At 60.3% G+C, this 25,125-nt stretch carries 24 protein-coding genes and 1 riboswitch; of the genes, 17 read left to right on the top strand and 7 right to left on the bottom strand.

Features of this window, described 5'->3' with window-relative positions; translation table 11 throughout:
• Positions 1-114: 114 nt before the first annotated feature.
• Positions 115-1,428, bottom strand: a complete 1,314-nt coding sequence (locus tag AC1DWM_RS17130; protein ID WP_223514093.1) for a PQQ-dependent sugar dehydrogenase — start codon at positions 1,426-1,428, stop codon at positions 115-117.
• A gap of 67 nt (positions 1,429-1,495) precedes the next feature.
• A complete protein-coding gene (locus AC1DWM_RS17135; RefSeq protein WP_223514090.1) occupies positions 1,496-2,080 on the bottom strand; it encodes a hypothetical protein in 585 nt (194 codons plus the stop codon).
• 157 nt (positions 2,081-2,237) lie between these two features.
• Positions 2,238-2,472, top strand: a riboswitch (cobalamin riboswitch).
• 81 nt (positions 2,473-2,553) lie between these two features.
• Here AC1DWM_RS17135 and cobO point away from each other — a divergent pair.
• The 14 genes from cobO (at position 2,554) to AC1DWM_RS17205 (ending at position 14,098) form a co-directional block, all read left to right on the top strand.
• Complete coding sequence (gene cobO, locus AC1DWM_RS17140) at positions 2,554-3,165, top strand: cob(I)yrinic acid a,c-diamide adenosyltransferase (protein WP_223514086.1); 612 nt, start codon at positions 2,554-2,556, stop codon at positions 3,163-3,165.
• Entirely contained in the window at positions 3,162-4,544 is a 1,383-nt protein-coding gene (locus AC1DWM_RS17145) for a cobyrinate a,c-diamide synthase (RefSeq protein WP_477795740.1), read from the top strand. Before cobO ends, AC1DWM_RS17145 begins: the two co-directional genes overlap by 4 nt.
• Complete coding sequence (gene bluB / locus AC1DWM_RS17150) at positions 4,541-5,191, top strand: 5,6-dimethylbenzimidazole synthase (protein WP_223514055.1); 651 nt, start codon at positions 4,541-4,543, stop codon at positions 5,189-5,191. Before AC1DWM_RS17145 ends, bluB begins: the two co-directional genes overlap by 4 nt.
• Positions 5,188-6,096 carry an adenosylcobinamide-phosphate synthase CbiB gene (cbiB, locus tag AC1DWM_RS17155; protein ID WP_477795741.1) on the top strand — a complete coding sequence of 303 codons (909 nt, stop codon included), beginning with the start codon at positions 5,188-5,190 and terminating at the stop codon, positions 6,094-6,096. Before bluB ends, cbiB begins: the two co-directional genes overlap by 4 nt.
• Positions 6,089-7,081 (top strand): threonine-phosphate decarboxylase CobD, encoded by a 993-nt coding sequence (gene cobD / locus AC1DWM_RS17160; protein WP_223514051.1) that lies wholly within the window; start codon positions 6,089-6,091, stop codon positions 7,079-7,081. Before cbiB ends, cobD begins: the two co-directional genes overlap by 8 nt.
• Complete coding sequence (locus tag AC1DWM_RS17165; protein ID WP_223514049.1) at positions 7,078-8,529, top strand: cobyric acid synthase; 1,452 nt, start codon at positions 7,078-7,080, stop codon at positions 8,527-8,529. The genes cobD and AC1DWM_RS17165 overlap by 4 nt, the downstream gene beginning before the upstream one ends.
• A gap of 141 nt (positions 8,530-8,670) precedes the next feature.
• Positions 8,671-9,192, top strand: coding sequence for a bifunctional adenosylcobinamide kinase/adenosylcobinamide-phosphate guanylyltransferase (gene cobU, locus AC1DWM_RS17170; protein ID WP_223514047.1), 522 nt, complete (start codon positions 8,671-8,673; stop codon positions 9,190-9,192).
• Positions 9,189-10,244 carry a nicotinate-nucleotide--dimethylbenzimidazole phosphoribosyltransferase gene (gene cobT, locus AC1DWM_RS17175; protein ID WP_223514045.1) on the top strand — a complete coding sequence of 352 codons (1,056 nt, stop codon included), beginning with the start codon at positions 9,189-9,191 and terminating at the stop codon, positions 10,242-10,244. The genes cobU and cobT overlap by 4 nt, the downstream gene beginning before the upstream one ends.
• The gene (gene cobC, locus AC1DWM_RS17180; RefSeq protein WP_223514042.1) at positions 10,241-10,816 is read left to right on the top strand and encodes an alpha-ribazole phosphatase family protein; all 576 of its coding nucleotides are present in this window, start codon (positions 10,241-10,243) and stop codon (positions 10,814-10,816) included. Before cobT ends, cobC begins: the two co-directional genes overlap by 4 nt.
• Before the next feature lie 2 nt (positions 10,817-10,818).
• Entirely contained in the window at positions 10,819-11,550 is a 732-nt protein-coding gene (locus AC1DWM_RS17185; RefSeq protein WP_477795742.1) for an adenosylcobinamide-GDP ribazoletransferase, read from the top strand.
• Between the two features lie 155 nt (positions 11,551-11,705).
• Positions 11,706-12,110, top strand: coding sequence for a MarR family winged helix-turn-helix transcriptional regulator (locus AC1DWM_RS17190; RefSeq protein WP_223514036.1), 405 nt, complete (start codon positions 11,706-11,708; stop codon positions 12,108-12,110).
• A 53-nt stretch (positions 12,111-12,163) separates the two neighbouring features.
• The gene (locus AC1DWM_RS17195) at positions 12,164-13,372 is read left to right on the top strand and encodes an MFS transporter (RefSeq protein WP_477795743.1); all 1,209 of its coding nucleotides are present in this window, start codon (positions 12,164-12,166) and stop codon (positions 13,370-13,372) included.
• A complete protein-coding gene (locus AC1DWM_RS17200; protein ID WP_263288213.1) occupies positions 13,369-13,491 on the top strand; it encodes a hypothetical protein in 123 nt (40 codons plus the stop codon). Before AC1DWM_RS17195 ends, AC1DWM_RS17200 begins: the two co-directional genes overlap by 4 nt.
• A 55-nt stretch (positions 13,492-13,546) precedes the next feature.
• The gene (locus AC1DWM_RS17205; protein ID WP_477795744.1) at positions 13,547-14,098 is read left to right on the top strand and encodes a glutathione peroxidase; all 552 of its coding nucleotides are present in this window, start codon (positions 13,547-13,549) and stop codon (positions 14,096-14,098) included.
• Positions 14,099-14,187: 89 nt separating this feature from the next.
• On the opposite strand, the gene AC1DWM_RS17210 is transcribed toward AC1DWM_RS17205, so the two are convergent.
• From AC1DWM_RS17210 to AC1DWM_RS17220, 3 genes are all read right to left on the bottom strand, one after another.
• Entirely contained in the window at positions 14,188-15,459 is a 1,272-nt protein-coding gene (locus AC1DWM_RS17210) for an OmpP1/FadL family transporter (protein ID WP_223514032.1), read from the bottom strand.
• 146 nt (positions 15,460-15,605) lie between these two features.
• Entirely contained in the window at positions 15,606-16,088 is a 483-nt protein-coding gene (locus tag AC1DWM_RS17215) for a hypothetical protein (protein ID WP_150778613.1), read from the bottom strand.
• Between the two features lie 276 nt (positions 16,089-16,364).
• Positions 16,365-16,589, bottom strand: coding sequence for a hypothetical protein (locus tag AC1DWM_RS17220; RefSeq protein ID WP_007945191.1), 225 nt, complete (start codon positions 16,587-16,589; stop codon positions 16,365-16,367).
• Positions 16,590-17,541: 952 nt separating this feature from the next.
• Between AC1DWM_RS17220 and AC1DWM_RS17225 the strand changes: the two genes are divergently transcribed.
• Together AC1DWM_RS17225 and AC1DWM_RS17230 are read left to right on the top strand one after the other, a co-directional pair.
• The gene (locus AC1DWM_RS17225) at positions 17,542-17,865 is read left to right on the top strand and encodes a sel1 repeat family protein (protein ID WP_477795745.1); all 324 of its coding nucleotides are present in this window, start codon (positions 17,542-17,544) and stop codon (positions 17,863-17,865) included.
• 175 nt (positions 17,866-18,040) lie between these two features.
• On the top strand, positions 18,041-19,405 hold the full coding sequence (locus AC1DWM_RS17230) for a DNA recombination protein RmuC (protein WP_477795755.1): 1,365 nt from the start codon (positions 18,041-18,043) through the stop codon (positions 19,403-19,405).
• A gap of 113 nt (positions 19,406-19,518) precedes the next feature.
• Here AC1DWM_RS17230 and AC1DWM_RS17235 read toward each other — a convergent pair whose 3' ends face one another.
• Together AC1DWM_RS17235 and AC1DWM_RS17240 are read right to left on the bottom strand one after the other, a co-directional pair.
• Complete coding sequence (locus tag AC1DWM_RS17235; RefSeq protein WP_477795746.1) at positions 19,519-22,989, bottom strand: hybrid sensor histidine kinase/response regulator; 3,471 nt, start codon at positions 22,987-22,989, stop codon at positions 19,519-19,521.
• 221 nt (positions 22,990-23,210) lie between these two features.
• Entirely contained in the window at positions 23,211-23,747 is a 537-nt protein-coding gene (locus tag AC1DWM_RS17240) for a TetR/AcrR family transcriptional regulator (RefSeq protein ID WP_223514022.1), read from the bottom strand.
• Between the two features lie 154 nt (positions 23,748-23,901).
• Between AC1DWM_RS17240 and AC1DWM_RS17245 the strand changes: the two genes are divergently transcribed.
• Entirely contained in the window at positions 23,902-25,095 is a 1,194-nt protein-coding gene (locus AC1DWM_RS17245) for an MFS transporter (protein WP_477795747.1), read from the top strand.
• Positions 25,096-25,125 lie beyond the last annotated feature (30 nt).

Here is a 25,125-nt window from a genome sequence, read left to right on the forward strand (position 1 = left end):
TGAACCCTGTAGGAGTGAGCCTGCTCGCGATAGCGTTGGATCAGGCAATATCGATGTGACTGTCCCAACGCTATCGCGAGTAGGCTCACTCCTACAGGGGATTGGGGGGGGCAGTTATTTGGCTGCGGTCACGCGCCACACCTTGTTCCCCACATCATCCGCCACCAGCAAGCCACCCTGTTGATCGATCACCACGCCCACCGGCCGACCCCTGGCCTCTTCGTCGTTATTGAGGAAACCGGTCAGCACATCAACCGGTTGCCCCTTCGGTTTTCCGCCCGCAAACGCCACGAAAATCACTTTGTAGCCACTGTGCGGTTTACGGTTCCACGAGCCGTGCTGGCCGATGAAAGCCCCTTCCTTGAATTGCGCGGGCAGGGTATTGCCTTCAGCGAACGTCAGGCCCAGCGATGCAGTGTGCGGACCCACCGCGTAGTCCGGCTTGATGGCCTTGGCCACCAGGTCCGGATTTTGCGGCTCGACGCGAATGTCGACATGTTGGCCGTAATAGCTGAATGGCCAGCCATAGAACCCGCCATCCTTGACCGAGGTGATGTAGTCCGGCACCAGGTCGCTGCCGATCTCGTCCCGCTCGTTGACCGCCGTCCACAGCGCGCCGCTGCGGGGCTCCCAGGCCAAGCCGTTGGGGTTGCGAATCCCGGAAGCGAATATCCGGTGATTGCCGGTGGCGCGGTCCACTTCCCAGATCGCCGCGCGGCCTTCTTCCTGGTCCAGGCCATTTTCCCCGACGTTGCTGTTGGAGCCCACCGTGACGTATAGCTTGCTGCCGTCTTTGCTGGCGATGACGTTTTTGGTCCAGTGATGATTCAGCGTGCCCCCTGGCAGATCAACCACTTTGATCGGTGGTGACTTGATCGCCGTGGCACCGCTTTCATAGTGAAAACGTAGCAGGCGGTCGGTGTCGGCCACGTACAGGTCATTGCCGACCAGCGTCATGCCGAAGGGTGAATTGAGGTTTTCCAGGAACACCGTGCGGGTTTCGGCGATGCCGTCGTGGTCCTTGTCACGCAGCAGCGTGATGCGGTTCGGGCTGGGGACCGCAGCACCGGCGCGACCCATGGCTTTGCCCATGACCCAGCCACGAATGCCTTTGCGGTCATCGGGTTTGGGCGGCGCGCTGGTTTCGGCCACCAGCACGTCACCGTTGGGCAGTACGTAGAGCCAGCGCGGGTGATCGAGGCCTTCAGCAAAGGCGGCCACTTGGGTCCCGGCGGCAGCTGTGGGTTTAACGCCGTCTGGCCAGCCGACCGCCTGAGCGACGTTCACCGTCGGGATCAGGGTTTTATTCGGTTCGGGTAGCTTGGGTGACGGGCCGGTGCCGTCGGAGACTTGCAGGCGTGAGGTTTCACCACAGGCGGCAAGCCCTCCGGCGAGCACGATGACGAGAACAATCGGGGACTTGCGCATGCTGGTCTTCCCTATGAATGCAGTGTCTTATTCATAGAGAAGATAAACGCAGCGATGGTTCAACCAGTCAGCCGCGAGCTTCCTTGAACAAGACGGCGATGCCCGGGTGATAGTTACCGGCTTCGTTACGCAACTTGCGGTAGGCGTAGGGGAAATACCAGGCCACCGCGCAGCAATGTTCCTTTTGCAGGTCGTCGACCATGTCCTGAAGTTCTTCCGGGGTGGCGCTCTGCTGGGCTTTTTGCGGGGCAACGAACAAACAGCCGAGTTTCAGGTCGCTGGCGTAACTGATGCGTTTGGCGTCGCTGGTGATGTCCTGCAACGCCTGCGACAGGTTCAGGCTGTTGACCTTGGGCCAGCGTTGAGTGGCCTGAAGATAGGCACGCTGTTCGGCGGTCGCGATAAACAGATCGGCGCGGGCGTTGCGTTCGCCCTCTTCGATTTGTTTGCGCGTCGGTGAGTTTTGCAGTGTGACCATTTCCGCCATCCACGCAGCAGTAGAGAGCAAGCCAAGGTTGGCCTTTTCGTCATGCCAGTAAGGCGCTTCGTTATCGCCGCGAGTCGTGTTGTAGCGGTCGATACAGTCAAACCAGCGTTCCAGCACCGGCCGCAGGAATTCCAGCTTCGGATTGCTGATGATCATGCCTTGCATGTTGCTCACCCTTGTAATTGTGTTGTTGTTGGGTTGTGGCTCTTTGATATCACTGCTGGCCGTGTGCTGCAAGATTGGCGTCAGTAAATTGGCCGGCGGCAGTATATCGCTCGCCGCGGCTTTGTCTTCATTTGACGCTCCACCCCCAACCCTCTAACCTTCGCGGCTTGTTTCAGGTGCTCTGTGGCAGTGGCCGACAGAGTGAAACAGGGAAGCCGGTGAGTGACTATCGTCAAACGACGAATCCTCACGATCCCGGCGCTGCCCCCGCAACGGTAAATGAGTCAAGACTGTGCCTTGAGCCACTGTGTCAATTGTCGACATGGGAAGGCGCGCAGTCCGGCAGAACGCTGCTCATGAGCCCGGAGACCGGCCTGATTCATCCAGTGGCATCACGGTGGGCGATGCCAGGCTTCTTGCCGTCTATTCTTGTGCCTGCCCGCCGTTATCCAGCCTCAACGGAGAGCTCCCCCATGACCGATACCCCAGATCGTGACGAACGTCATTTGGCGCGCATGCAGCGCAAAAAAGCCGTGATCGACGAACGCATCGCCAATTCCCCGAACGAGTGCGGCTTGCTGCTGGTGCTGACCGGTAACGGTAAAGGCAAAAGCAGTTCGGCATTCGGCATGCTCGCCCGGTCCATGGGCCACGGCATGCAATGCGGTGTGGTGCAGTTCATCAAGGGCCGCAACAGCACCGGCGAAGAACTGTTCTTCCGCCGCTTCCCGGAGCAAGTGCGTTTTCATGTCATGGGCGAGGGCTTTACCTGGGAAACCCAGGACCGCCAGCGTGACATTGCCGCCGCCGAAGCCGCCTGGGCAGTGTCCCGTGAATTGCTCAGCGATCCGTCCATCGGTCTGGTGGTACTGGATGAGTTGAACATCGCCCTCAAGCACGGCTACCTCGACCTTGATCAGGTGCTCAGCGATTTGCAGGCTCGTCCGCCGATGCAACATGTGGTGGTAACCGGTCGCGGCGCCAAGCCGGAAATGATTGAACTGGCCGACACCGTCACCGACATGGGCGTGATCAAACACGCGTTCCAGGCCGGGATCAAAGCGCAAAAAGGCGTCGAGCTGTGAATCAACCACGTCATTGCCCGGCGGTACTGATTGCCGCGCCGGCCTCCGGTCAGGGCAAGACCACCGTCACCGCCGCCCTGGCCCGTTTGCATCGCAATCAGGGGCACAAGGTGCGCGTGTTCAAATGCGGCCCGGACTTTCTCGACCCGATGATTCTCGAGCGCGCCAGCGGTGCGCCGGTGTATCAACTGGACATGTGGATGGTCGGCGAGCAGGAAAGTCGTCGACTGTTGTGGGAAGCGGCGGGTGACGCGGACTTGATCCTCATCGAAGGCGTCATGGGGCTGTTCGACGGTACGCCGTCCAGCGCCGACCTGGCGCGGCACTTTGGTGTGCCGGTGCTTGCTGTAATCGACGGCACTGCCATGGCGCAGACCTTTGGTGCGTTGGCGTTGGGCTTGGCGAAGTATCAGCCGGACTTGCCGTTTGCCGGCGTGTTGGCCAACCGTGTTGGCACCTTGCGTCACGCGCAATTGCTCGAAGGCAGCCTGACCGAAGGTTTGCGCTGGTACGGCGCTTTGTCGCGGGAAACCGGGATCGAATTGCCTAGTCGGCATTTAGGTCTGGTCCAGGCCAGTGAGCTGAATGATCTCGATCTGCGCCTCGATGCGGCGGCCAATGCGTTGGCCAGCAGCTGTGAAGTGGCATTGCCGCCGGCGGTGGAATTTGCAGCCCCGGATGTAATCGCGGTCGAACCGTTGCTCGCGGGTGTGCGAATTGCTGTGGCCCGTGATGAAGCGTTCGCGTTCACCTACGGCGCGAGCCTGGATTTGTTGCGAACCATGGGCGCCGAGCTGTCCTTTTTCTCACCAATCCGCGACAGTGAATTACCGGAGGCTGACAGCCTTTATCTACCCGGCGGTTATCCGGAATTGCACCATGTGGCGCTGTCACAAAATACCTCGATGCTGAATGCGATTCGCGCACACCATGCAGCGGGTAAACCGCTGTTGGCCGAGTGTGGCGGCATGTTGTATCTGCTCGACTCGTTGACTGATGTCGAAGGCACTCGCGCCGAACTGGTGGGGCTGCTCAACGGCGACGCGGTGATGCAAAAGCGTCTGGCCGCGTTGGCGTTGCAAGCGGTCGCACTGCCGGAAGGTGCGTTGCGCGGGCACACGTATCACCATTCGCTGACCAGTACCGAGCTTGAGCCGATTGCGCGTGGCCTGAGCCCGAATGGCGGGCGGGGTGCGGAGGCGGTTTATCGTGAGGGGCGGATGACAGCTTCTTATGTGCACTTTTATTTTCCGTCCAATCCATCGGCGGTTGCCGCGCTTTTTGCGCCTGACCTTGAAGCCGCCATCGCGAGCAGGCTCACTCCTACATTGGATCACCTGAACCCTGTGGGAGCGAGCCTGCTCGCGAAGAGGCCATGAGCGACAACGCATTCTCCGAAGCCGAACTCGCAGCGGTCTACCGCGCCATCGCCGAACGTCGCGACATGCGTCACTTCAGCGGCGGCACCGTCGAGCCCGAACTATTGCGACGCCTGCTCGAAGCTGCGCATCAAGCGCCGAGCGTCGGCCTGATGCAGCCCTGGCGCTTCATCCGCATCAGTGACCGAGCCCTGCGCGGCAAGATCCAGTTGCTGGTGGAAGAAGAACGCATCCGCACCGCCGAAGCCCTCGGCGAGCGCACCGACGAATTCATGAAGCTCAAGGTCGAAGGCATCAACGACTGCGCCGAGGTGTTGGTCGCGGCGCTGATGGACGATCGCGAACGCCACATCTTCGGCAGGCGCACCTTGCCGGAAATGGACATGGCCTCGTTGTCCTGTGCGATCCAGAACCTCTGGCTGGCCTCTCGTGCCGAAGGCCTGGGCATGGGCTGGGTGTCGCTGTTTGAGCCGCAAGCGTTGGCGGACCTGCTGGGTTTGCCGGCCGGGGCCAAGCCATTGGCGATTCTTTGTCTGGGACCGGTCAAGGAATTCTATCCAGCGCCGATGCTGGTGCTCGAAGGGTGGGCGCAAGCGCGTCCGCTCAGTGAGTTGCTGTATGAAAATTATTGGGGAGTGAGTCAATGAGTGTGGCGTTATTGAGTGTCGCCGCGGTTGCGCTGGACGCGCTGCTGGGTGAGCCCAAACGCTGGCATCCGCTGGTGGCGTTCGGCCGTTTTGCCGAGCGCATCGAGCAACGATTCAACGGCGGTGGCCGCGGCTGGCGCAGCCATGGCGTCACCGCGTGGGTGCTGGCGGTGCTGCCGCTGACCTTGCTCGCCACGGCATTGTCCTGGGCGCCTTATGTCGGTTGGGTCGTCGAGGTTCTCGCGCTGTATTGCGCCCTCGGCATGCGCAGCCTCGGTGAACACGTCGAGCCGGTGGCCAAAGCCCTGCGCAGTGATGACCTGGAAGAAGCGCGTACACGTGTGGGCTATCTGGTTAGTCGCCAGACCAGCGAGTTGGATAAAACCGCAGTCGCCCGTGCGGCCACCGAGTCGGTGCTGGAGAACGGCAGCGATGCGGTGTTTGCCGCGCTGTTCTGGTTTGCCGTGGCCGGTGCGCCCGGTGTGGTGCTCTACCGTTTGAGCAACACGCTGGATGCGATGTGGGGTTATCGCAATGAACGCTTTGAGCGATTCGGCTGGGCGGCGGCGAAGATCGACGACGTCCTCAATTACATTCCCGCACGCTTGGTGGCGTTGACCTACGCGCTGCTGGGAAAAACCCGTCTGGCGTTGAAATGCTGGCGTACGCAAGGGCCGACCTGGGACAGCCCGAATGCCGGCCCGGTGATGGCGGCGGGCGCTGGTGCATTGGGCGTCGAGTTGGGCGGGGCGGCGATTTATCACGGTGAACTGCATCAGCGTCCGCAACTGGGCGAAGGCGTGCCGGCGGATGCCGACTCCATTGACCGTGGCTGGCAATTGGTTCAGCGAGGGGTATGGTTATGGTTGCTGATTCTCTGCGTGGGGGCTGAATTCTATGCTTGAGCACGGTGGCCGATTGCGTAAGGCGGCGCGCGAATACGGCATCGCAGAAGCCGATTGGCTCGACTTGTCCAGCGGCCTGGCGCCCTGGCCATTTCCGGTCCCGGACATCCCGCTGCGCGCCTGGGCACGTTTGCCGGAAACCGGAGACGGCCTGGAGCAGGCGGCCTGCGACTATTACAGCGCGGCTCAAGTGCTGCCGGTGGCCGGTTCGCAAATGGCCATCCAGTTACTCCCGCGTTTACGGCGTGCCGGCAAGGTCGGCGTGCTGTCGCCGTGCTACGCCGAGCACGCCGAAGCCTGGCGGCGCTGTGGTTACATCGTGCGTGAGGTGCTGGAGCAGGAAGTCGACTTCTTTATCGACAGCCTCGACGTGCTGGTGGTGGTCAACCCGAACAACCCGACCGGCCTGAGCCTGACCCCGAGTCGTCTGCTCGACTGGCACACCCGACTGGCCTCGCGCGGCGGCTGGCTGGTGGTGGACGAGGCGTTCATGGACAACACGCCGCAGTTGAGTGTGGCGCCGTTTACCCATCTGGTCGGCTTGATTGTATTGCGTTCGTTCGGCAAGTTTTTCGGTCTGGCTGGTGTGCGGTTGGGCTTTGTACTCGCCGAGCGCAAGCTGCTCAACTTGCTTGCCGAGCAAGTGGGGCCGTGGGCGGTCAGCGGGCCGACCCGAGTGATTGGCCAGGCCTGTCTGCTGGACACCGAAGGTCACGCCCGCCAGCGACAGCGCAGCGAAGAAGCCAGCGAGCGGCTGGCGCGGCTGCTTGAGCAGTTCGGGTTCAAGCCGCAGGGCGGATGCGCCTTGTTCCAATGGCTGATCACCGATCAAGCCGAGCAGTTGCATGAGTTCATGGCCCGTCAGGGCATTTTGCTGCGCTTGTTCCCACACAACAGCAGTCTTCGTTTTGGCTTGCCCGCTGACGAAGCGGACTGGACACGCCTGGCGCAAGCCTTTGAAACCTACGTCAAGGAAGCCCAATGAGCACATTGATGGTGCAGGGCACCACGTCCGACGCCGGTAAAAGCACTCTGGTGACGGCGCTGTGTCGCTGGGTGGTGCGCCAGGGCGTGCGTGTCGTACCGTTCAAGCCGCAGAACATGGCGCTCAACAGCGCGGTGACCGCTGACGGTGGTGAAATCGGTCGCGCGCAAGCCGTGCAGGCCCAGGCCGCCAACCTTGAACCGCACACCGACATGAACCCGGTGCTGCTCAAACCCAACAGCGACACCGGCGCTCAAGTGATCATTCATGGTCGCGCCGTCACGACGATGAACGCCGTCGCTTATCACGACTACAAAGCCATCGCCATGCAAGCGGTGCTGGCCTCCCATGAACGCTTGAGCGCGGCGTATCCGGTGGTGATGGTCGAAGGCGCGGGCTCGCCCGCCGAGATCAATCTGCGGGCCGGCGATATCGCCAACATGGGCTTTGCCGAAGCGGTGGATTGCCCGGTGTTGCTGATTGCCGACATCAATCGCGGCGGAGTTTTTGCGCATCTGGTGGGCACGCTGGAATTGCTCTCGCCGACTGAACAGGCGCGAATAAAAGGCTTCATCATCAATCGTTTTCGCGGCGACATCGCCTTGCTGCAGCCCGGCCTCGATTGGCTCGAAGAGCGCACCGGCAAACCGGTGATCGGTGTCCTGCCATACGTGATGGACCTGCACCTGGAGGCCGAAGACGGCATCGATCAGCGCCAGACCGACAAGGCCGATCAGGTGCTGAAAGTGCTGGTGCCGGTGCTGCCGCGCATCAGCAACCACACCGACTTCGATCCACTGCGCCTGCACCCGCAAGTGGATCTGCAATTCATCGGCCCCGGCCAGGCGATTCCGCCAGCCGACCTGATCATCCTGCCCGGCTCGAAAAGTGTGCGTAGCGACCTCGCGTATTTGCGGGCCAATGGCTGGGATTTGGCGATCAGTCGCCATCTGCGCTATGGCGGAAAAGTGCTGGGGATTTGTGGCGGTTTGCAAATGCTCGGTGAGCACCTGCATGACCCGTTGGGCCTGGAAGGCGCACCGGGTTCGAGTGCCGGTCTGGGGCTGCTGGCGTTCGAAACACAGCTCGAAGAAGAGAAGCAATTGCGCAACGTGCGCGGGCGTTTGGCCCTGGAAGATGCCGTCGTCAGCGGTTATGAAATCCATGCCGGCGTGACCACCGGGCCCGCGTTGGAAAACGCTGCCGTGCAGTTGGACGATGGTCGCTGCGATGGTGCGCAAAGTGTGGATGGGCAGATATTCGGCACCTATCTGCATGGTCTGTTTGAATCACCGGCGGCGTGCAGTGCGTTGCTGCGCTGGGCGGGTTTGCAGGCGGTGCAGGAGGTCGATTACCACGCATTACGCGAGCGGGATATCGAGCGGTTGGCGGATCTGGTGGAGCAGCATTTGGATACCGGGCTGCTGCGTCAGCTCTGCGGGATTTGAGGTGAATTCATCGCGAGCAGGCTCACTCCTACATTGGATCGCCAGTGAATATAAATTTTGTGTTCGCCATCGACCCACTGTGGGAGTGAGCCTGCTCGCGATGAGGCCAGTCGCAACGCCGCCATTTAAAGGTAAATGACCATGCTCCAACTGATTCTCGGCGGCGCCCGCTCCGGCAAAAGTCGTCTGGCCGAAAAACTCGCCACCGACAGCCAACTGGCCGTGACCTACATCGCCACCAGCCAACCGCTGGACGGCGAAATGAACGACCGCGTCGCCCATCACCGCGCCCGGCGTCCCGCCGAATGGGCATTGATCGAAGAACCGGTCGAACTCGCCCGCGTCCTGCGCGAAACCGCACGTGCCAACCGCTGCCTGCTGGTGGATTGCCTGACGCTGTGGATGACCAATCTACTGATGCTCGATGACGCCGAACGCCTCAACGCTGAACGCGAAGCCCTGTTGGACTGCCTGGCCTCGTTGCCGGGTGAAATCATTTTTGTCAGCAACGAGACCGGAATGGGTGTCGTGCCGTTGGGCGAATTGACTCGCCGCTACGTCGATGAAGCCGGTTGGCTGCATCAAGCGTTGGCCGAGCGCTGCCAGCGTGTCGTCCTGACCGTCGCTGGCCTGCCCCTGACTTTGAAAGGAACTGCGTTATGACTCAATCCTGGTGGCTGAACCCGTGCAAGCCGATCAATGCGCAAGCCGTCGAACAGGCGCAGGCGCGCCAACAGCAACTGACCAAACCAGCCGGCTCCCTCGGCCAACTGGAATCAGTGGCGGTGCAATTGGCCGGGTTGCAGGGGCAGGTCAAGCCGAGTCTGGATCACCTGTGGATCGCGATTTTTGCCGGTGACCATGGTGTCGTGGCTGAAGGCGTGTCGGCGTTTCCTCAGGAAGTCACCGGGCAGATGCTGCACAACTTCGTCAACGGCGGTGCGGCGATCAGTGTATTGGCGCGACAGTTGGGCGCTTCCCTTGAGGTGGTGGATCTGGGCACGGTCACGCCAACCTTGAATCTGCCTGGTGTGCGCCACTTGAACGTTGGCCCAGGCACGGCGAATTTCGTCAAAGGCCCGGCCATGACGACGGCCCAGGGCGAACTGGCATTGCAGGCTGGTCGTGACAGCGTGCAGCGCGCCATCGCAGCCGGGGTGCAGTTGTTTATCGGCGGTGAAATGGGCATCGGCAACACTACCGCAGCCAGTGCATTGGCCTGTGCCTTGCTCGATTGCCCGGTGGTGCATCTGGCCGGGCCGGGCACCGGTCTGGACGCGGCGGGCGTCAGTCACAAAGCTCAGGTTATCGAGCGTGCGTTGGCGCTGCACAGTGCTCAGCGCGGGGACGCTTTGCAGACGCTGTTCAACCTCGGCGGCTTTGAAATTGCCGCGTTGGTTGGCGCGTATCTGGCGTGTGCGCAGGATGGTGTGGCGGTGCTGGTCGATGGGTTCATTTGCAGTGTCGCGGCATTGGTGGCGGTGCGTTTGAATCCTGATTGTCGTGAGTGGCTGCTGTTCGGCCATCGCGGCGCCGAGCCTGGCCATCGTCATGTGCTGGAAACCCTGAACGCCGAACCGTTGCTGGATCTTGGTCTGCGCCTGGGCGAGGGCAGCGGTGCTGCGCTGGCCGTGCCGTTGTTGCGTCTGGCCTGCGATCTTCACGGGCAGATGGCGACCTTCGCCGAAGCGGCCGTTGCGGACCGTCCGGCATGACGTTGCGTCTGGACCTGTTGCGACATGGCGAGACCGAACTCGGTGGCGGGTTGCGCGGCAGTCTCGATGACGCACTGACCGCAAAAGGCTGGGAGCAGATGCGCGCGGCGGTGATCGAGCAGGGGCCATGGGATCGTTTGGTCAGCTCGCCATTACAGCGTTGTGCACGGTTTGCTGAAGAGCTCGGCGAGCAACTGGGATTGCCGGTGCACTTGGAAAAAGACCTGCAAGAAATGCACTTCGGTGCCTGGGAAGGGCAGAGCGCTGCGGCGTTGATGGAAACCGATGCCGAAGCATTGGGCCTGTTCTGGGCTGATCCTTATTCGTTTACGCCGCCGGACGGTGAGCGGGTGGCGGACTTTTCCAAACGGGTAGTGGCGGCCATTGAACGACTGGTTGTTGCTTATGCTGGCGAGCGGATTCTGTTGATCAGCCATGGTGGGGTCATGCGTTTGTTGCTGGCGCAAGCCCGGGGTTTGCCGCGCGAGCAGTTACTCAATGTCGAAGTCGCTCATGGCTCGTTGTTTTCGTTGAGCGTCGAACCCGGCGTTATTCTCAAGGAAGCGATCTGACCATGCTGCCATTCTGGATTGCCCTGCAATTTTTGAGCAGTCTGCCGATTCGCCTGCCCGGCATGCCGACGCCTCTGGAATTGGGCCGCTCGCTGTTGTTTTATCCGCTGGTGGGGCTGTTGTTCGGCGCGATTCTATGGGCACTGAATTGGCTGTTACTGGGTACGCCATTGTTGCTGCATGCCGCGTTGTTGCTGACGGTTTGGGTTCTGCTCAGCGGGGCGTTGCACCTGGACGGTCTGGCCGATAGCGCCGACGCATGGCTCGGCGGATTTGGCGACCGGGAACGTACGCTGACGATCATGAAAGACCCGCGCAGCGGACCGATTGCGGTGGTGACGCTGGTGTTGGTGTTGTTGCTGAAGTTCGCGGCGTTGCTGGCATTGATCGAGCAGCAGCACGGTGTGTTCTTGATCATCGTTCCGCTGATCGGCCGTAGCGCGATGCTGGGTTTGTTCCTGGCCACGCCGTATGTGCGTGCTGGCGGGCTGGGGCAGGCGCTGGCTGATCATCTGCCGCGATTGGCGGGTAAACAGGTGTTGGTGGTCAGTGCGTTGGGCTGTGTTTTGATTGCAGGTCTGAGTGGGGTTTGGGCGCTTGTGCTGGCGGCAGTGGTTTTTGCGTGGCTGCGGCAGGTGATGTTGCGTCGATTGGGCGGGACGACAGGGGACACGGCCGGGGCGATGCTGGAGTTACTGGAGACGGCGGTGCTGGTAGGATTGGCGTTGGTCTGACGGCTCCTGTGGTAAAAGTACCGGCCCCGCTCGCGAGCAGGCTCGCTCCCACAGTTGATCGCATTCCCCCTGTGGGAGCGAGCCTGCTCGCGAATACGGTCCATCAGACACATCGATATCTTGATTTAATACAACCGCGGGTATATACACGCACCATGCTCGACTCCCAATGTTTATGCATCAACCTGCGTCGCGCCGCCCGTGGCGTCAGCAGGCATTACGACGGCGCTCTCGACGGCTTCGGGATCAACGTTGCCCAGTATTCTTTGCTGTGCAATTTACAGCGTCTGGATCAACCGAGTATCTCCACCCTCGCCGAAGCCATGGGCCTGGACCGCAGCACCCTCGGGCGCAACTTACGGGTGCTGGAAGGCGAAGGGTTGGTGATGTTGGTCGAGGGCGAGGACATGCGTAATCGCATCGTCCGACTGACCGAGGCCGGTGCCGAACGTCTGAAGGCCGCTTTGCCGGCCTGGGAAGCGGCCCAGCAACGGTTGATTGATCGATTGGGCGCCGAGAAACGTGAAACCTTGCTGCGACTGCTGGATGAACTGGCCTGAAGCCGGTTTTTCCGATCTTAAGCGGGTATATACCCGCTACCGGGGAATAAGAAATGACATCGATGTGGCGTACTTGCGGTTGGGTGTTGTTGGGGAGTGCGCTGATTCTTGCGTTGTCATTGGGCGTGCGCCACGGCTTCGGGCTGTTTCTGGCGCCGATGAGTGCCGAGTTCGGCTGGGGGCGTCAGACCTTTGCGTTTGCCATCGCCTTGCAGAATCTGATCTGGGGCCTGGCGCAGCCCTTCACCGGTGCGCTGGCCGACCGCTTCGGTGCGGCGAAAGTGGTGCTGGTCGGTGGCGTGCTGTATGCCCTGGGCCTGGTGTTCATGGGGCTGTCTGATTCCGCCGTGACACTGTCCCTGAGTGCCGGCCTGTTGATCGGCATCGGCCTGTCCGGCACCTCGTTCTCGGTGATCCTCGGCGTGGTCGGCCGTGCGGTGCCACCCGAGAAGCGCAGCATGGGCATGGGCATCGCCAGTGCGGCCGGTTCGTTCGGTCAGTTCGCGATGTTGCCGGGCACGCTGGGCTTGATCGGTTGGCTCGGCTGGTCCGCCGCGTTGCTGGTGCTGGGCCTGTTGGTGGCGTTGATCGTGCCGCTGGTGAGCATGCTCAAGGACAAACCATTGCCGGTTCTCGGCCATGAACAAACCCTCTCCGAAGCGCTACATGAAGCTTGCTCTCACTCGGGGTTTTGGCTGTTGGCGTTCGGCTTCTTCGTGTGCGGTTTCCAGGTGGTGTTCATCGGGGTGCATTTGCCGGCTTATCTGGTGGATCAACACCTTCCGGCCAACGTCGGCACCACGGTGCTGGCGCTGATCGGGTTGTTCAACATCTTCGGTACGTACACCGCCGGCTGGCTCGGCGGGCGTATGTCGAAACCGCGCTTGCTGACTGGTCTGTACTTGCTGCGGGCGGTGGTGATTGCGCTATTCCTGTGGGCGCCGGTGACGACGACCACGGCGTACCTGTTCGGCATGGCCATGGGGTTTCTGTGGCTGTCGACGGTGCCGTTGACCAACGGCACGGTGGCGACCTTGTTTGGTGTGCGAAACCTGTCCATGCTCGGTGGGATTGTTTTCCTGTTTCACCAGCTCGGCTCGTTTCTCGGCGGCTGGTTGGGCGGGGTGGTGTATGACCGAACCGGGAGCTATGACTTGATCTGGCAAGTGGCAATTCTCTTGAGCCTGTTGGCAGCAGCCCTGAACTGGCCGGTGCGTGAGCGGCCGGTAGCGCGGCTTCAATCACAGATGAGTGCGATATGAACCGTCTTTGGCCGCGGATCGCTGTAGCGGCCGTCTGCGCCTTGCTGCTGGCGTTGTCGTGGTGGGGCTGGCATCAGGGCGGGCTGGCGCTGATGCAGTTGGGCATGGGTGCTTGCTAGCGAGTGGCGAGGGCGAGTAACTTCGTTTTTGACGATTTATCAAGGATGCACCGACATGTTGAAGCGCTGGATTGCAGTCCCCGCGTTGCTGGTGGCGTTTACCGGGCTGGCTCAGGCGGGCGAGTGCCCGGAGCTGTTGCAAGGCTCATTGCAAAAGCTGCGCGCCAAAGAATTCATCGACCTGTGCCAGCGGTTTGAGGGTAAACCGCTGGTGGTAGTCAATACCGCGAGCCACTGCGGTTTCGCCCCGCAGTTCAAGAGCCTTGAGGCGCTCAATCAGCGATTCAAGGGGCAGGGGCTGGAGGTGATTGGCGTTCCATCGAATGACTTTAAGCAAGAGTCCAAGGACACCGCCGAGACCGCCAAGGTCTGTTACGTGAACTACGGCGTGACCTTCACCATGACCGAACCGCAGGCAGTGCGAGGTGAAGACGCGACGCATCTGTTCAAGGTCCTGGCCAAACAGACCAGCGCGCCGAAGTGGAATTTCTACAAATACGTGGTTGATCGCAAGGGCAACGTCATCGCCAATTTTTCCAGCCTGACCAAGCCGGATGATCCCGAGTTCATTGCAGCGGTGGAGCAAGCCCTGGCTTCCCAACCCTGATCAACGCCCACTAAAAAGCCCCGCCTCTGTAGCAGAGAGCGGGGCTTTTTTGATTCAGTCGGCGAGTGGTTCAGGCTGGCCGTGAGTCATCAGAAGCGGTAGGTCGCGCCGAGACCGAAACCGTTCGCCGAGTTTTCATACTTGGCGTTGTAGGTCTGGCCACGGTCGTTGCTGTTGTTGATCTTGACCGACTCTTCGCGCAGGTACGAATACGCCAGGTCGATGGTCAGGTCGTCGGTCGGGCTCCAACCGGCGCCCAGACTGAATGCCTTGCGATCACCTGTCGGGATGCGTGGGGAGCGGTCAACGTTGTTGGTTGGTGCCTGGTCAACGGACAGACCGCCACGCAGTACCCATTGCTTGTTCAGCTGGTAGGCCGCGCCGATGGCGTGAGCCCAGGTGTCGTGCCAGTTCTGTTCTTCGGTGATGGTACCGAATTGGCCGTTCAGAACGGTTGGAACACCACTGTTTTCAACGGTGATTTCTTTCAGGCGGCTCCAGCGAGTCCAGGTGCTGCCTGCGTAAAGAGTCCACTGGTCGTTGAGCTGGTGAGTGACCGAGAAGTCCACCGATTCAGGCGTGGTCACGTCCAGCGAAGCGTCGTATTTCTGGTTCGGGTTCTGGCCGATCAAGCCCAGTACGTTGTAGTTGACCTTGGTGTTGCCATCGAGCGTGTAATCCACTTTCGAGTGGTAGGTCAGGCCGACGCGAGTGCTGTCGGTCGCTTGAACCAGCACGCCGATGTTGTAGCCCAGCGCGGTGTCGTCACCGGTGATCTTGACCTCGCCGTCTGGCGCGGCCTGGGTGATCGACAGGTTCGATTCCAGGGTGCCGTTGATGTGGTTGATGGTCGGACCGAAACCGATGGAAACCTTGTCGTTGAAGGCGTAGCTGACAGTCGGTTGCAGGGTGACGACTTTTACTTCGCTCTTGCTACCGAAGTAACGACCGGCAAAGCCGTTTTCGTAGTCAGTCACCAGACCGAACGGTGCGTACACGCCAATACCGAAGGCCCACTTGTCGTCGATTGGCTTGACGTAGTAGCCCATAGGCACGGCGATGAGCGGTACCATGTCGCCGTCGTTGCTGCCGCCGTTCGGGAAGGAGCTTGCGTCGCTGATGTCAGTGTGTGCGTCGATCATCGCAAGACCGCCGGTGACTTGTTCGCGCTTGATGCGGGACATACCGGCAGGGTTGCCAAAAATTGTACTTGCGTCATCGGCAGAGGAAGATCGCCCGGCAAAACCCGTACCCATCCCGCTGATGCTTTGTTCGTTAACAGCAAAGCCACTTGCAAAGATCTGGGTGGATGCCAGGGTAACGGCGAGGCTAAGGGTGGTTTTGAGCATTACTTTTTTCATTATTCGAACTCGAGGTGATCACCGGGGCGAAAATTACCAACATTTTCGTCCCAGCGCCATAGGCTGAATGCCTTGAGTTAGAGCGGTTTTGTAGGACAATCCAACCAAGTTGACGGCCGATTGCACGATCTTGTGAAACGGGTGGGTCAGCAAGCGACCTGATTCAGGGGTGAAACACAGGTTTGCCAGGCGCTGGTGAAATCGCGCAGACGCCCTTGAGGCTGAAAGGTCTGACGCCAGATGCGGGCCATGCCTAACAAGTCATCGGCGGCGGGGAGGGGGGTGTTCTGTTCTTCTACCAGCAGCCAGGCGATGGCGGTGGCGTAACGCAGGTTAACGGTCAATTCCAGGTGCGGCCCGCTGAGAAAGGCATGTTGGCTGGCCAGGCCGCGGACAAGGCTCGCCCGTTCGGGGTCCAGTGCCAGATAGTGATCCCAAAGTGCCTGGTGGCGGGGTTCGGCGATTCGGTAGAGGCCATGTCCACGGCGGTCATGCAGGGCGGAGCCAAGGGCTGACTGACTGGCGGCGATGCCCAGCAGCAAGGATTCGGCAGTTGCGCTATGGCGTCCGAGGTAAATCAATGTCGGACGAATCACATAACGGCACAGTTCGCTGGCAGCGATACCCATAAAGCCCTCGAAACATGAAGTAGGCGGCGATACCTGAGGGAAGCGTTGGCAGCGGTGGATCGAATCAGGCTCGCCGGAAGCGGATCAGACCGCTTGAGTTGAAGTGTAGTGTCATATTCGCGCTGTAAAGGTATGTTTTTAAAATATTTCCAGCTTCGAGTTATAACCGTTATATCGGTTAGTGCTTAGCGGCTATCTGCGAAAAGAGAAATAACGGGCAATAAAAAGCCCCGCTTTTTGAGCAGGGCTTTTGGGTTTTTCAGTCTTTCTGGCGTCTCAGGCAATCAATGCCTGGCGGGTACGCTCGATCACGGCCTGCAGCGGTTCTGCGCTGGAGTATTGATCGGGGTACAGACGTTCGCTGTGACGAGCGATGCCGTGTTCATTGACCAGAGTGAAACTGAAGCAGCCTTTGCGAGCAGCCATGATCAGGCAGTTCATTGGTGCAAAAGCGTTGGTTAGGGTGCGGATTGCATCCTGGGTATGGATTTGAGTAGTCATTATTTGGGTGTTCCTACAAGCGACACGGATAAGAACCGTGCAAAGTTAAAACGTTCCAGTGACGACGACCACCATTGGTCGAACGAAGAACCCGACTGGAACAAAGCAGCCAGTTTGAAGCGCTGATAATTGGCGCGCTTGGGCTGGCAGGTAGGTACTTAGGAGGGCAGGCAACACATCAAGGGCAAAGGTTCTGGGCCCGGGGTGAAGATCCTGATCAATTTGCAGGCTGGTTCGGTCAGAGTAAGTGAGCTTCGCAACACCCTTCGCATTTGTTCGAAGGCTGTGTTGGCGCAAGGTTTACCTGGAAACCATCGAGGTGGTCGATCCTGTTTTGTCGGTGGAGGCTTCTCTTGAGGGAAGGCTGACCGCGAGGATTTGTTCGACCAGAATTGACTTTCAGCTTGGTACTAACGCCGCGGATACTAACCGATTGAATTTGAGAATGGAAGTGTGTTAGCAAAAAAGATAAATCAGCCCGCGCAACGCGCCCTGCAAATGCTCACATTTCGACAGGTGGTTGCAGTCACTCGTCGGAGCGCGATCTGCCTGGATCAAGGGTTTTCCCGGTTTATCCCCAGAAGTCACGCAAAAACGCGCCGAAAAAGTGCGTCCATATAACCGCCTCGAAGGGAGTTGTGCACATAAGTTGCGCAGACTGTAACCCCACTGTCATTCAGGCCCTGGCCGTAGTGGGTGCCTGTATTGAAATTTTAAGTCAATGAAAAACATCGCTTTTTTTTACTGGTGAAAAAATCGTCAGTTTGACTGCGAGCCCCGTCCCACAGGGCTTTGCGAGAGTTCAAGAGCGGTTGTCCACTGAGTTATCCACAGCTTCTGTGGATTGTCCCGAGCGCTTGCTCTAGGACGGGCGTGCTGGGTTTTTTTAGGCTTTACCTGTCAGAAAAAAAGAGTAGAGTTGCGCGCCTTCCGATCTGTCCTACAGTGCTTTATGAAGTTTCGCTCAGTATCAATCGCTGCTACCTCCACTCCCTCAAATGTTACCCCGCCCAAGCGCTTTTCGATGCGCGTGGCCGAGTGGCTGCTGGACAGTCCGCGTCTCGGGGATAACCCCAACATCAAGCACTTCGCCGGACGCTTGCTCAAACAGCCTGCCCGTGAAGGCGTCGTGGCCGCGCAAAGCCGCCTCGGACAACTGATGTGCCGCGAATGCGGCAATGCCCGTGATCGGCGCATTGGTCAGGAACTGTTGCGCCAGGCCGCGCGAGCAGGGGACGCGCGCGCCCAACAGGAACTGGGGCTAATCGAAGACTGAGCTGTCCAAGTCTGGTTGCCTTGGTTAACCTTCAAGCTTTATCTCATCGGCAGGAATCCCTATGGCTATGGACTTGACCAGCCTCTTACTCGGTCTGGCGGGCGCTGGTCTGCCGTTGCTGGTACTGGCATGGCAAATTCAGCGCCGTGCGAGCGTCTCGCAAGCCGGGGTGGCACTGCTGGAGGAGCGTCTGGCCATGGCGCAGTTGGCGCAGGACGGTTTGAATGCCCAACTCGACGCCAGTCGCGATGAAATCGGTGATCTGAGCCAGGCTAACGCCGCCAGGCAGGCAGACCTTGCCGCTACGCGCCGTGAAGTTGAACTGCTGCAAATCGAACGCGACGATGCCCGCGATGCAGCTCATGCCTGGAACATTGAGCGCGCCGGTAAAGAAGCTGAGCTGCGTCGCCTGGACATGCAGGCGGCCTCACTCAGCGCCGAGCTGCGCGAGCAACAGGAAAGCCATCAGCAGCGCCTCAGTGACCTGCAAGGTTCGCGAGACGAGCTGCGTGCACAGTTTGCCGAACTGGCTGGCAAGATTTTCGACGAGCGTGAGCAACGCTTTGCCGAAACAAGTCAGCAGCGACTGGGTCAGCTGCTCGACCCTTTGAAAGAACGCATTCAGTCCTTCGAAAAACGCGTCGAGGAAAGTTATCAGGCCGAAGCTCGCGAGCGTTTCTCGCTGGCCAAGGAGCTGGAGCGCCTGCAACAGCTGAACCTGCGCCTGAGCGACGAAGCCACCAACCTGACGCGCGCCCTCAAAGGTCAGAAAACCCAGGGCAACTGGGGCGAGCTGATTCTTGAGCGAGTGCTTGAACACGCGGGTCTGGAGAAGGGCCGTGAGTACCAGACCCAAGTCAATCTCAAAGGCCCGGACGGTGAGCGCTTCCAGCCGGATGTGATTATTTACCTGCCGGGCGACAAACAGGTGGTAGTCGACTCCAAGGTCAGCCTGACGGCCTATCAGCAATACGTGGCAGCCGAGGACGACGCGATCGGCCAGATCGCCATCAAGCAGCACGTACTGTCGCTGCGCAATCACGTCAAAGGCTTGGCCGGCAAGGATTACAAACGGCTCGACGGCTTGCACAGCCTGGATTTCGTGTTGCTCTTCGTGCCCATCGAAGCGGCGTTTTCCGCCGCCTTGCAGGCGGAGCCGACGCTGTTCCAGGAGGCGTTCGACCGCAACATCGTGATCGTCAGCCCCACTACTTTATTGGCGACTCTGCGGGTCATCGACAGTCTGTGGAAACAGGAGCGCCAGAGCCAGAACGCCCGGGAAATCGCCGAGCGCGCCGGGTGGCTGTACGACAAGTTCGTGTTGTTTATTCAGGACCTGGACGAAGTCGGCAATCGCTTGCAGCAACTGGACAAAGCCTACAGCTCTGCGCGCAACAAGCTGACAGAAGGCCGCGGTAATCTGGTCAGTCGCAGCGAACAGCTGAAGTTGCTCGGCGCGCGAGCGAGCAAGAGCTTGCCGGCAGATTTGCTGGAGCGGGCGATGACTGATGTGGATGGCCTGGTCGAGTTGCCGGAGTAATCCGAAAAGCATCGCGAGCAGGCTCGCTCCCACATGAGCTGCGCAAAACCCTGTGGGAGCGAGCCTGCTCGCGATGGCGGCAGTTGCCCCCTACAAGGCTAAAATCTGCCGCGTTACAACGGCAAATGCCGACTCAACAACGCCCTTAACGCCGCCGGTTTCACCGGTTTGGTCAAATAATCCAGCCCTGCCGCATGCACTTGCGCCACCGTCTCCGGTCGGCCATCGGCGCTGATCACCACCCCCGGCACCGGCTCGCCCAGTTGAGTGCGTAACCACGCCATCAGCTCGGTCCCGGTTTCGCCATGGTCCAGGTGGTAATCCACCAGCGCCAATTGCGGACGCATACCGTTGTTGAGCAGCGCGGCACATTCCTCTCGGTTGCGCGCCGTCCAGACCTGGCAACCCCAGCGCGTCAGCAGGCTGTTCATGCCGATCAGGATGCTGTCTTCATTATCGATGCACAGCACCTGCGCGCCGCTCACCACATGGCCGTTGAGTTCAGTGGTCTGTGTCGGCGCCACGGTTTGTGCCTGGGCCAGCGGCACACTGACGCTGAACACGCTGCCGCGCCCCGGCCAGGAACGTACGCGCAGCGTGTGACCCAGAACACGACATAAACCATCGGCAATCGCCAGGCCCAACCCCAGACCTTTCTCGGCGCGAGTCTGGTGACTGTCGAGGCGTTTGAATTCTTCGAAAATCACCTGCAGTTTGTCTTGCGCAATGCCCGGTCCCCGGTCCCAGACCTCCAGGCACAGCTCACCCTTGTGCCGCCGAACGCCGAGCAACACCGGCCCTTTGGCATAGCGGAACGCATTGGTCAGGAAGTTTTGCAGGATCCGTCGCAGCAGTTTGATATCGCTGTCGACCCGTAACGTGCTGCCCCGAACACGGAAGGTCAGCCCTTGTTCCTGAGCCAGCGCCTTGAACTCGGCACCGAGGGTGTCGAACAGTTCGTTGAGCGCGAAAGGCTTGGTGTCGGGGTTGATCTTGCCGTTTTCCAGGCGGGAAATGTCCAGCAGGTCGCTGATCAAGTCCTCTGCCGAGCGCAACGAGCTGTCCAGGTGATGGACCAGTTTCTGCGCCTCGCCAGACAAGCCATCGTCCTGGTGGGACAACGCTGCGGAGAACAGGCGCGCGGCGTTCAGCGGTTGCATCAAGTCATGGCTGACAGCCGCCAGAAAGCGGGTTTTCGACTGGTTGGCGGACTCGGCGGTGCCCTTGGCTTCAGTCAACGCGACGTTGAGTTGCGACAATTCGTGGGTGCGCTCGGCCACCCGCTGCTCCAGGCCCTCATTGGCTTCGGTCAGCGCTTGTTCGGCTTCGCGGAACGCAGTGATGTCGGTGAAACTCATGACGAAACCACCCCCAGGCATCGGATTGCCGATCAGCTCGATCACCCGCCCGTTGGGGAACAGTCGTTCAGAGGTATGGGCGCGGCCCTGACGCATCCAGTGCAAACGTCGGGCAACGTGGACTTCCGCCTCGCCAGGGCCACATAGACCACGTTCGGCGTTGTAGCGAATAATGTCGGCAATCGGCCGCCCGACACTGATCAATCCGTCCGGGTAGTTGAACAGCTCCAGATAACGCCGGTTCCAGGCCATCAGTTTCAGTGACTGGTCGACCACGCTGATGCCCTGGGTGATGTTTTCGATAGCGCCTTGCAGCAAGGCGCGGTTGAACTGCAGAACTTCCGAGGCCTCGTCGGCGATTCGGACTACATCCTCCAGCTGCATTTCCCGACCTTCGATGGCGGCTTTTACCACCGCGCGCGTCGAGGATGCACCGAGTACACCTGCCAGCAAGCGTTCGGTGTGGGCGATCCATTCGCCGTCGGCGTTTTGATTCGGGTTGAAGCCTTTGCCCTGGCGGTAGGCGAAACGGATGAAGCTCTGACGCGCGCGTTCTTCGCCGACGAAGCGTGCGGCCAATTGCAGCAGATCGTCGATTTGCACGGCAAGCATCGAGCGGGCACTGGGGCGTGCGCTGATTTCCTGACCGATGAAGCGGCCCGCCTGCCAGTGCTCCGACACCCGCGTGCGCGACAACACCGACACCCAGGCAAACAATGTGAAGTTGCCAGCCAGCGACAGCACCACGCCTTGGGTCAGCGGGGTGATCGGCAGGTGCAGCGGGTTGCTGTGCAACCACGCCAGCCCCGGGAAGCTGTCCAGCGACCAGCCGAGGCTACGGGCGGCAATCGGCAAGATCAGCGTGTAAAACCACAGGAACGTCCCGGCGGCGAGGCCGGCGAATACGCCGCGACGGTTGGCCTGCTTCCAATACAGCGCGCCGAGCATGGCCGGGGCCAGTTGCGTCACGGCGGCGAAGGCGATCTGGCCGATGGTTGCCAGGCTGGCGGTCGAGCCCAGCAGGCGATAACTGACATAGGCCAGCAGCAAAATCACCACGATGCTGACGCGGCGCACCGAGAGCATCCAATGACGAAATACTTCGAACGGCCGCTCGGCGTTGTTGCGTCGCAGCAACCATGGCAACAGCATGTCGTTGGACACCATGGTCGACAACGCCACGCTGGCAACAATCACCATGCCGGTCGCCGCCGAGGCGCCGCCGATAAACGCCAGCAAGGCGAGGGCAGGGTGAGACTGGGCCAGCGGCAAACTGATGACGAACGAGTCCGGCAATACTGAACTGGGCAGCATCATCTGACCGGCGAGGGCGATCGGTACGACAAACAACGCTGCCAATGCCAGGTAGGCCGGGAACACCCATTTGGCCAGGCGCAAATCCTGAGGATCAATGTTTTCCACCACCGTCACGTGGAACTGTCGGGGCAGGCAGATGATCGCCATCATCGCTACGCCCGTCTGCACCACCATCGAGGGCCAGTTGATGGTTTCCTTCCAGTATTCTTCGAGGCGGGGGGCGAGCATGGCTTGGTCGAACAAGTCGTCGAAGCCGTCGTACAGGCCGAAGGTTACGAATGCGCCGACGGCGAGAAACGCGAACAGCTTGACCAATGACTCAAACGCGATGGCCAGCACCATGCCACGGTGGTGTTCCGTGGCATCGAGGTTGCGGGTACCGAAGACAATGGTGAACAGCGCCAGCACCAGCGACACAATCAATGCCGTGTCCTGGGCGCGAACCCCCATGGCGTCGGCGCCCGCGCCAATCAGCAAGTTCACCCCGAGCACGATGCCCTTGAGCTGCAAAGCGATGTAGGGCAACACGCCGACCAGACAGATCAGCGCCACCACCACCGCCAGCGACTGGGATTTGCCGTAACGGGCAGCGATAAAGTCGGCGATGGAGGTGATGTTTTCCTGCTTGCTGATCATCACCATTTTTTGCAGGACCCACGGCGCGCCCACCAGCAGCAGGATTGGCCCAAGGTAGATCGGCAGGAAAGACCAGAGCTGTTCCGCCGCCTGGCCCACGGCGCCAAAGAATGTCCAGCTGGTGCAATAGACCGCCAGGGACAGGCTGTACACCCACGCGCGCATTCGCGGCGGCAACGGCGTGCTGCGACGGTCACCGTAAAAGGCGATGGCGAACATGATGGCCATATAGGCCAGGGCGACGGCGGCGATCAGCCCGCTGGACAGCGACATGGGAACTCCAGACAAAAGACACCCGGGACTCCCGCCCGGTCAGACAGTCTCGCACGATGGCCCCGGTTAGTCAGTGTCGACCAAGGTCGTGGCGTGGCGGGGTGTCGCAGGCGGTGTGTCAGTCGGATTTTGGCTGTCTGTGCTGGCCCTATCGCGAGCAGGCTCACTCCCACAGTTGGAATGCTATCCCTGTGGGAGCGAGCCTGCTCGCGATGGGGCCCTTACTGATTCAACGCAATCCCGATCAACCGATGCAATTCCTCAACCTCCAGCGGCGCCTCGGAAAACAGGATTCGAAACACGATAGGGGCCGCCACCATGTTGATCAGCCGATCGACACTCGGTTTGGGCTCATTCGGATAACGATCCAGAATCATCTGCAACTGCCCGCCAATAATCGTTGCGCAATAGCTCGGCTTGAGGCTCGCTTGCACGTCGCGCAGCATGTTGCGACCGGGTTCGGAGCTCATCTCGTCCAGATACTGTTCCGCCCAGGCCTGCACGTCACCGCACAGGCTGCCGGTATTGGCCGATTCGGTTTCCGGTTGCATGCGGGCGAGGGCGACGTCCGCCAGCAGCGCCGACAAATCACCCCAGCGCCGATAAATGGTCGAAGGCGTAACCCCCGCACGCGCGGCGATTTGCGGCACGGTCACGGTGGTGCGGTCCTGCTCTTCGAGCAATTCGCGTACAGCCTTGTGAATCGATTCCTGCACCCGGGCGCTGCGGCCGCCGGGACGTAAAGTGGGGCCTGTCATTAGGTGTTTCCTGTTCTCGCCGAGACTTGCCATAAAGGCAAAAGCCCCGGCTCTAAAAGCCATGCACCGGACCTTAACACAAAGAATTTGCTTTAAGCGCCAGCCGATAGCACACTCCGCAAAAGCGAAAAATTAGCTTTTGCGGAGTGTGCCGATGTCCAGTTCTCGTTCAAATCGTGCAAGCCTGTGGTTTCTGGCGATCACTTTACTCAGTTTTCTGGCGGCTTCCACGGCACCGACGCCGTTGTATCGCTTGTACCAGGAGCAGCTGCACTTCTCGGCCGCGACTCTGACCCTTATTTTCGGCGTCTACGCCTTCAGCTTGCTGGCTGCGCTGCTGACAGTCGGTTCTCTATCGGATCACCTTGGACGCAAACCGGTGATTTTCACCGCCGTGGTGCTGAATGGTCTGGCGATGTTGCTGTTTATCCACGCTGACAGCATTGCGTGGCTGATCAGTGCCCGGGTGTTGCAAGGGTTTGCCACCGGCATGGCGACCGCCGTGCTCAGTGCAACGCTATTGGACACAGACCGCCAGCAAGGGCCGCTGATCAACAGCGTTGCGCCGTTGCTCGGCATGGCCCTGGGTGGTTTGGGCTGTGGTTTGCTCGCTGAATTTGCACCGGCACCGTTGCATTTAACCTATTGGCTGCTGCTCATCGTGTTTGCGTTGCAGGCGTTGTACATCTGGCGTTTGCCGGAAAGTGTCTCGCGACAGCCTGGGGCATGGGCGTCGTTGCGACCGACCCTGCATGTGCCGGTTCAGGCGCGTACCACCTTATGGCGGGTATTACCGCTCAACACCGCCACGTGGGCGCTCGGCGGTTTTTATGCGTCCCTTGCGCCGTCTTTGGTGCGCACAGCCACCGGTTCCACCTCGAACCTGATTGCCGGCTCGACTGTCGCCGCGCTGACGGTGACGGGGGCGCTGATGATTTTCACCCTGCGCAATCGCCCCGCCGCACTGGCGCTACAGTTGGGTGCGAGTCTGTTGCCGACAGGGATCGTCCTGGTTTTACTGGGCGTGCACAGCGCCAGCCTGCTGTTGTTTTTCCTCGGCACGCTCGTCGCCGGCTGTGGTTTCGGCGCCGGCTTTCTCGGTGCCGTGCGCAGCCTGGTGCCGTTGGCTCTACCCCATGAACGCGCGGGTCTGATGTCGGCGTTTTATGTGCTCAGCTATCTGGCGTTCTGTTTGCCGTCGTTGCTGGCGGGGAACCTGACGCGAACCTTCGGCCTGGTCGCGACCACCGACGGTTATGGCACAGTGTTGATCGTGCTCTGCGTTGGCGCTTGGCTGGCCTTGATGCGTCAGCGATCGTTGAAAGCCTGTGGTGCTGATGTGCATTGATCGCTAGCCTTGGCGTCGTCATTCATTCGA

The organism is Pseudomonas sp. P4_C8 (assembly GCF_056401975.1).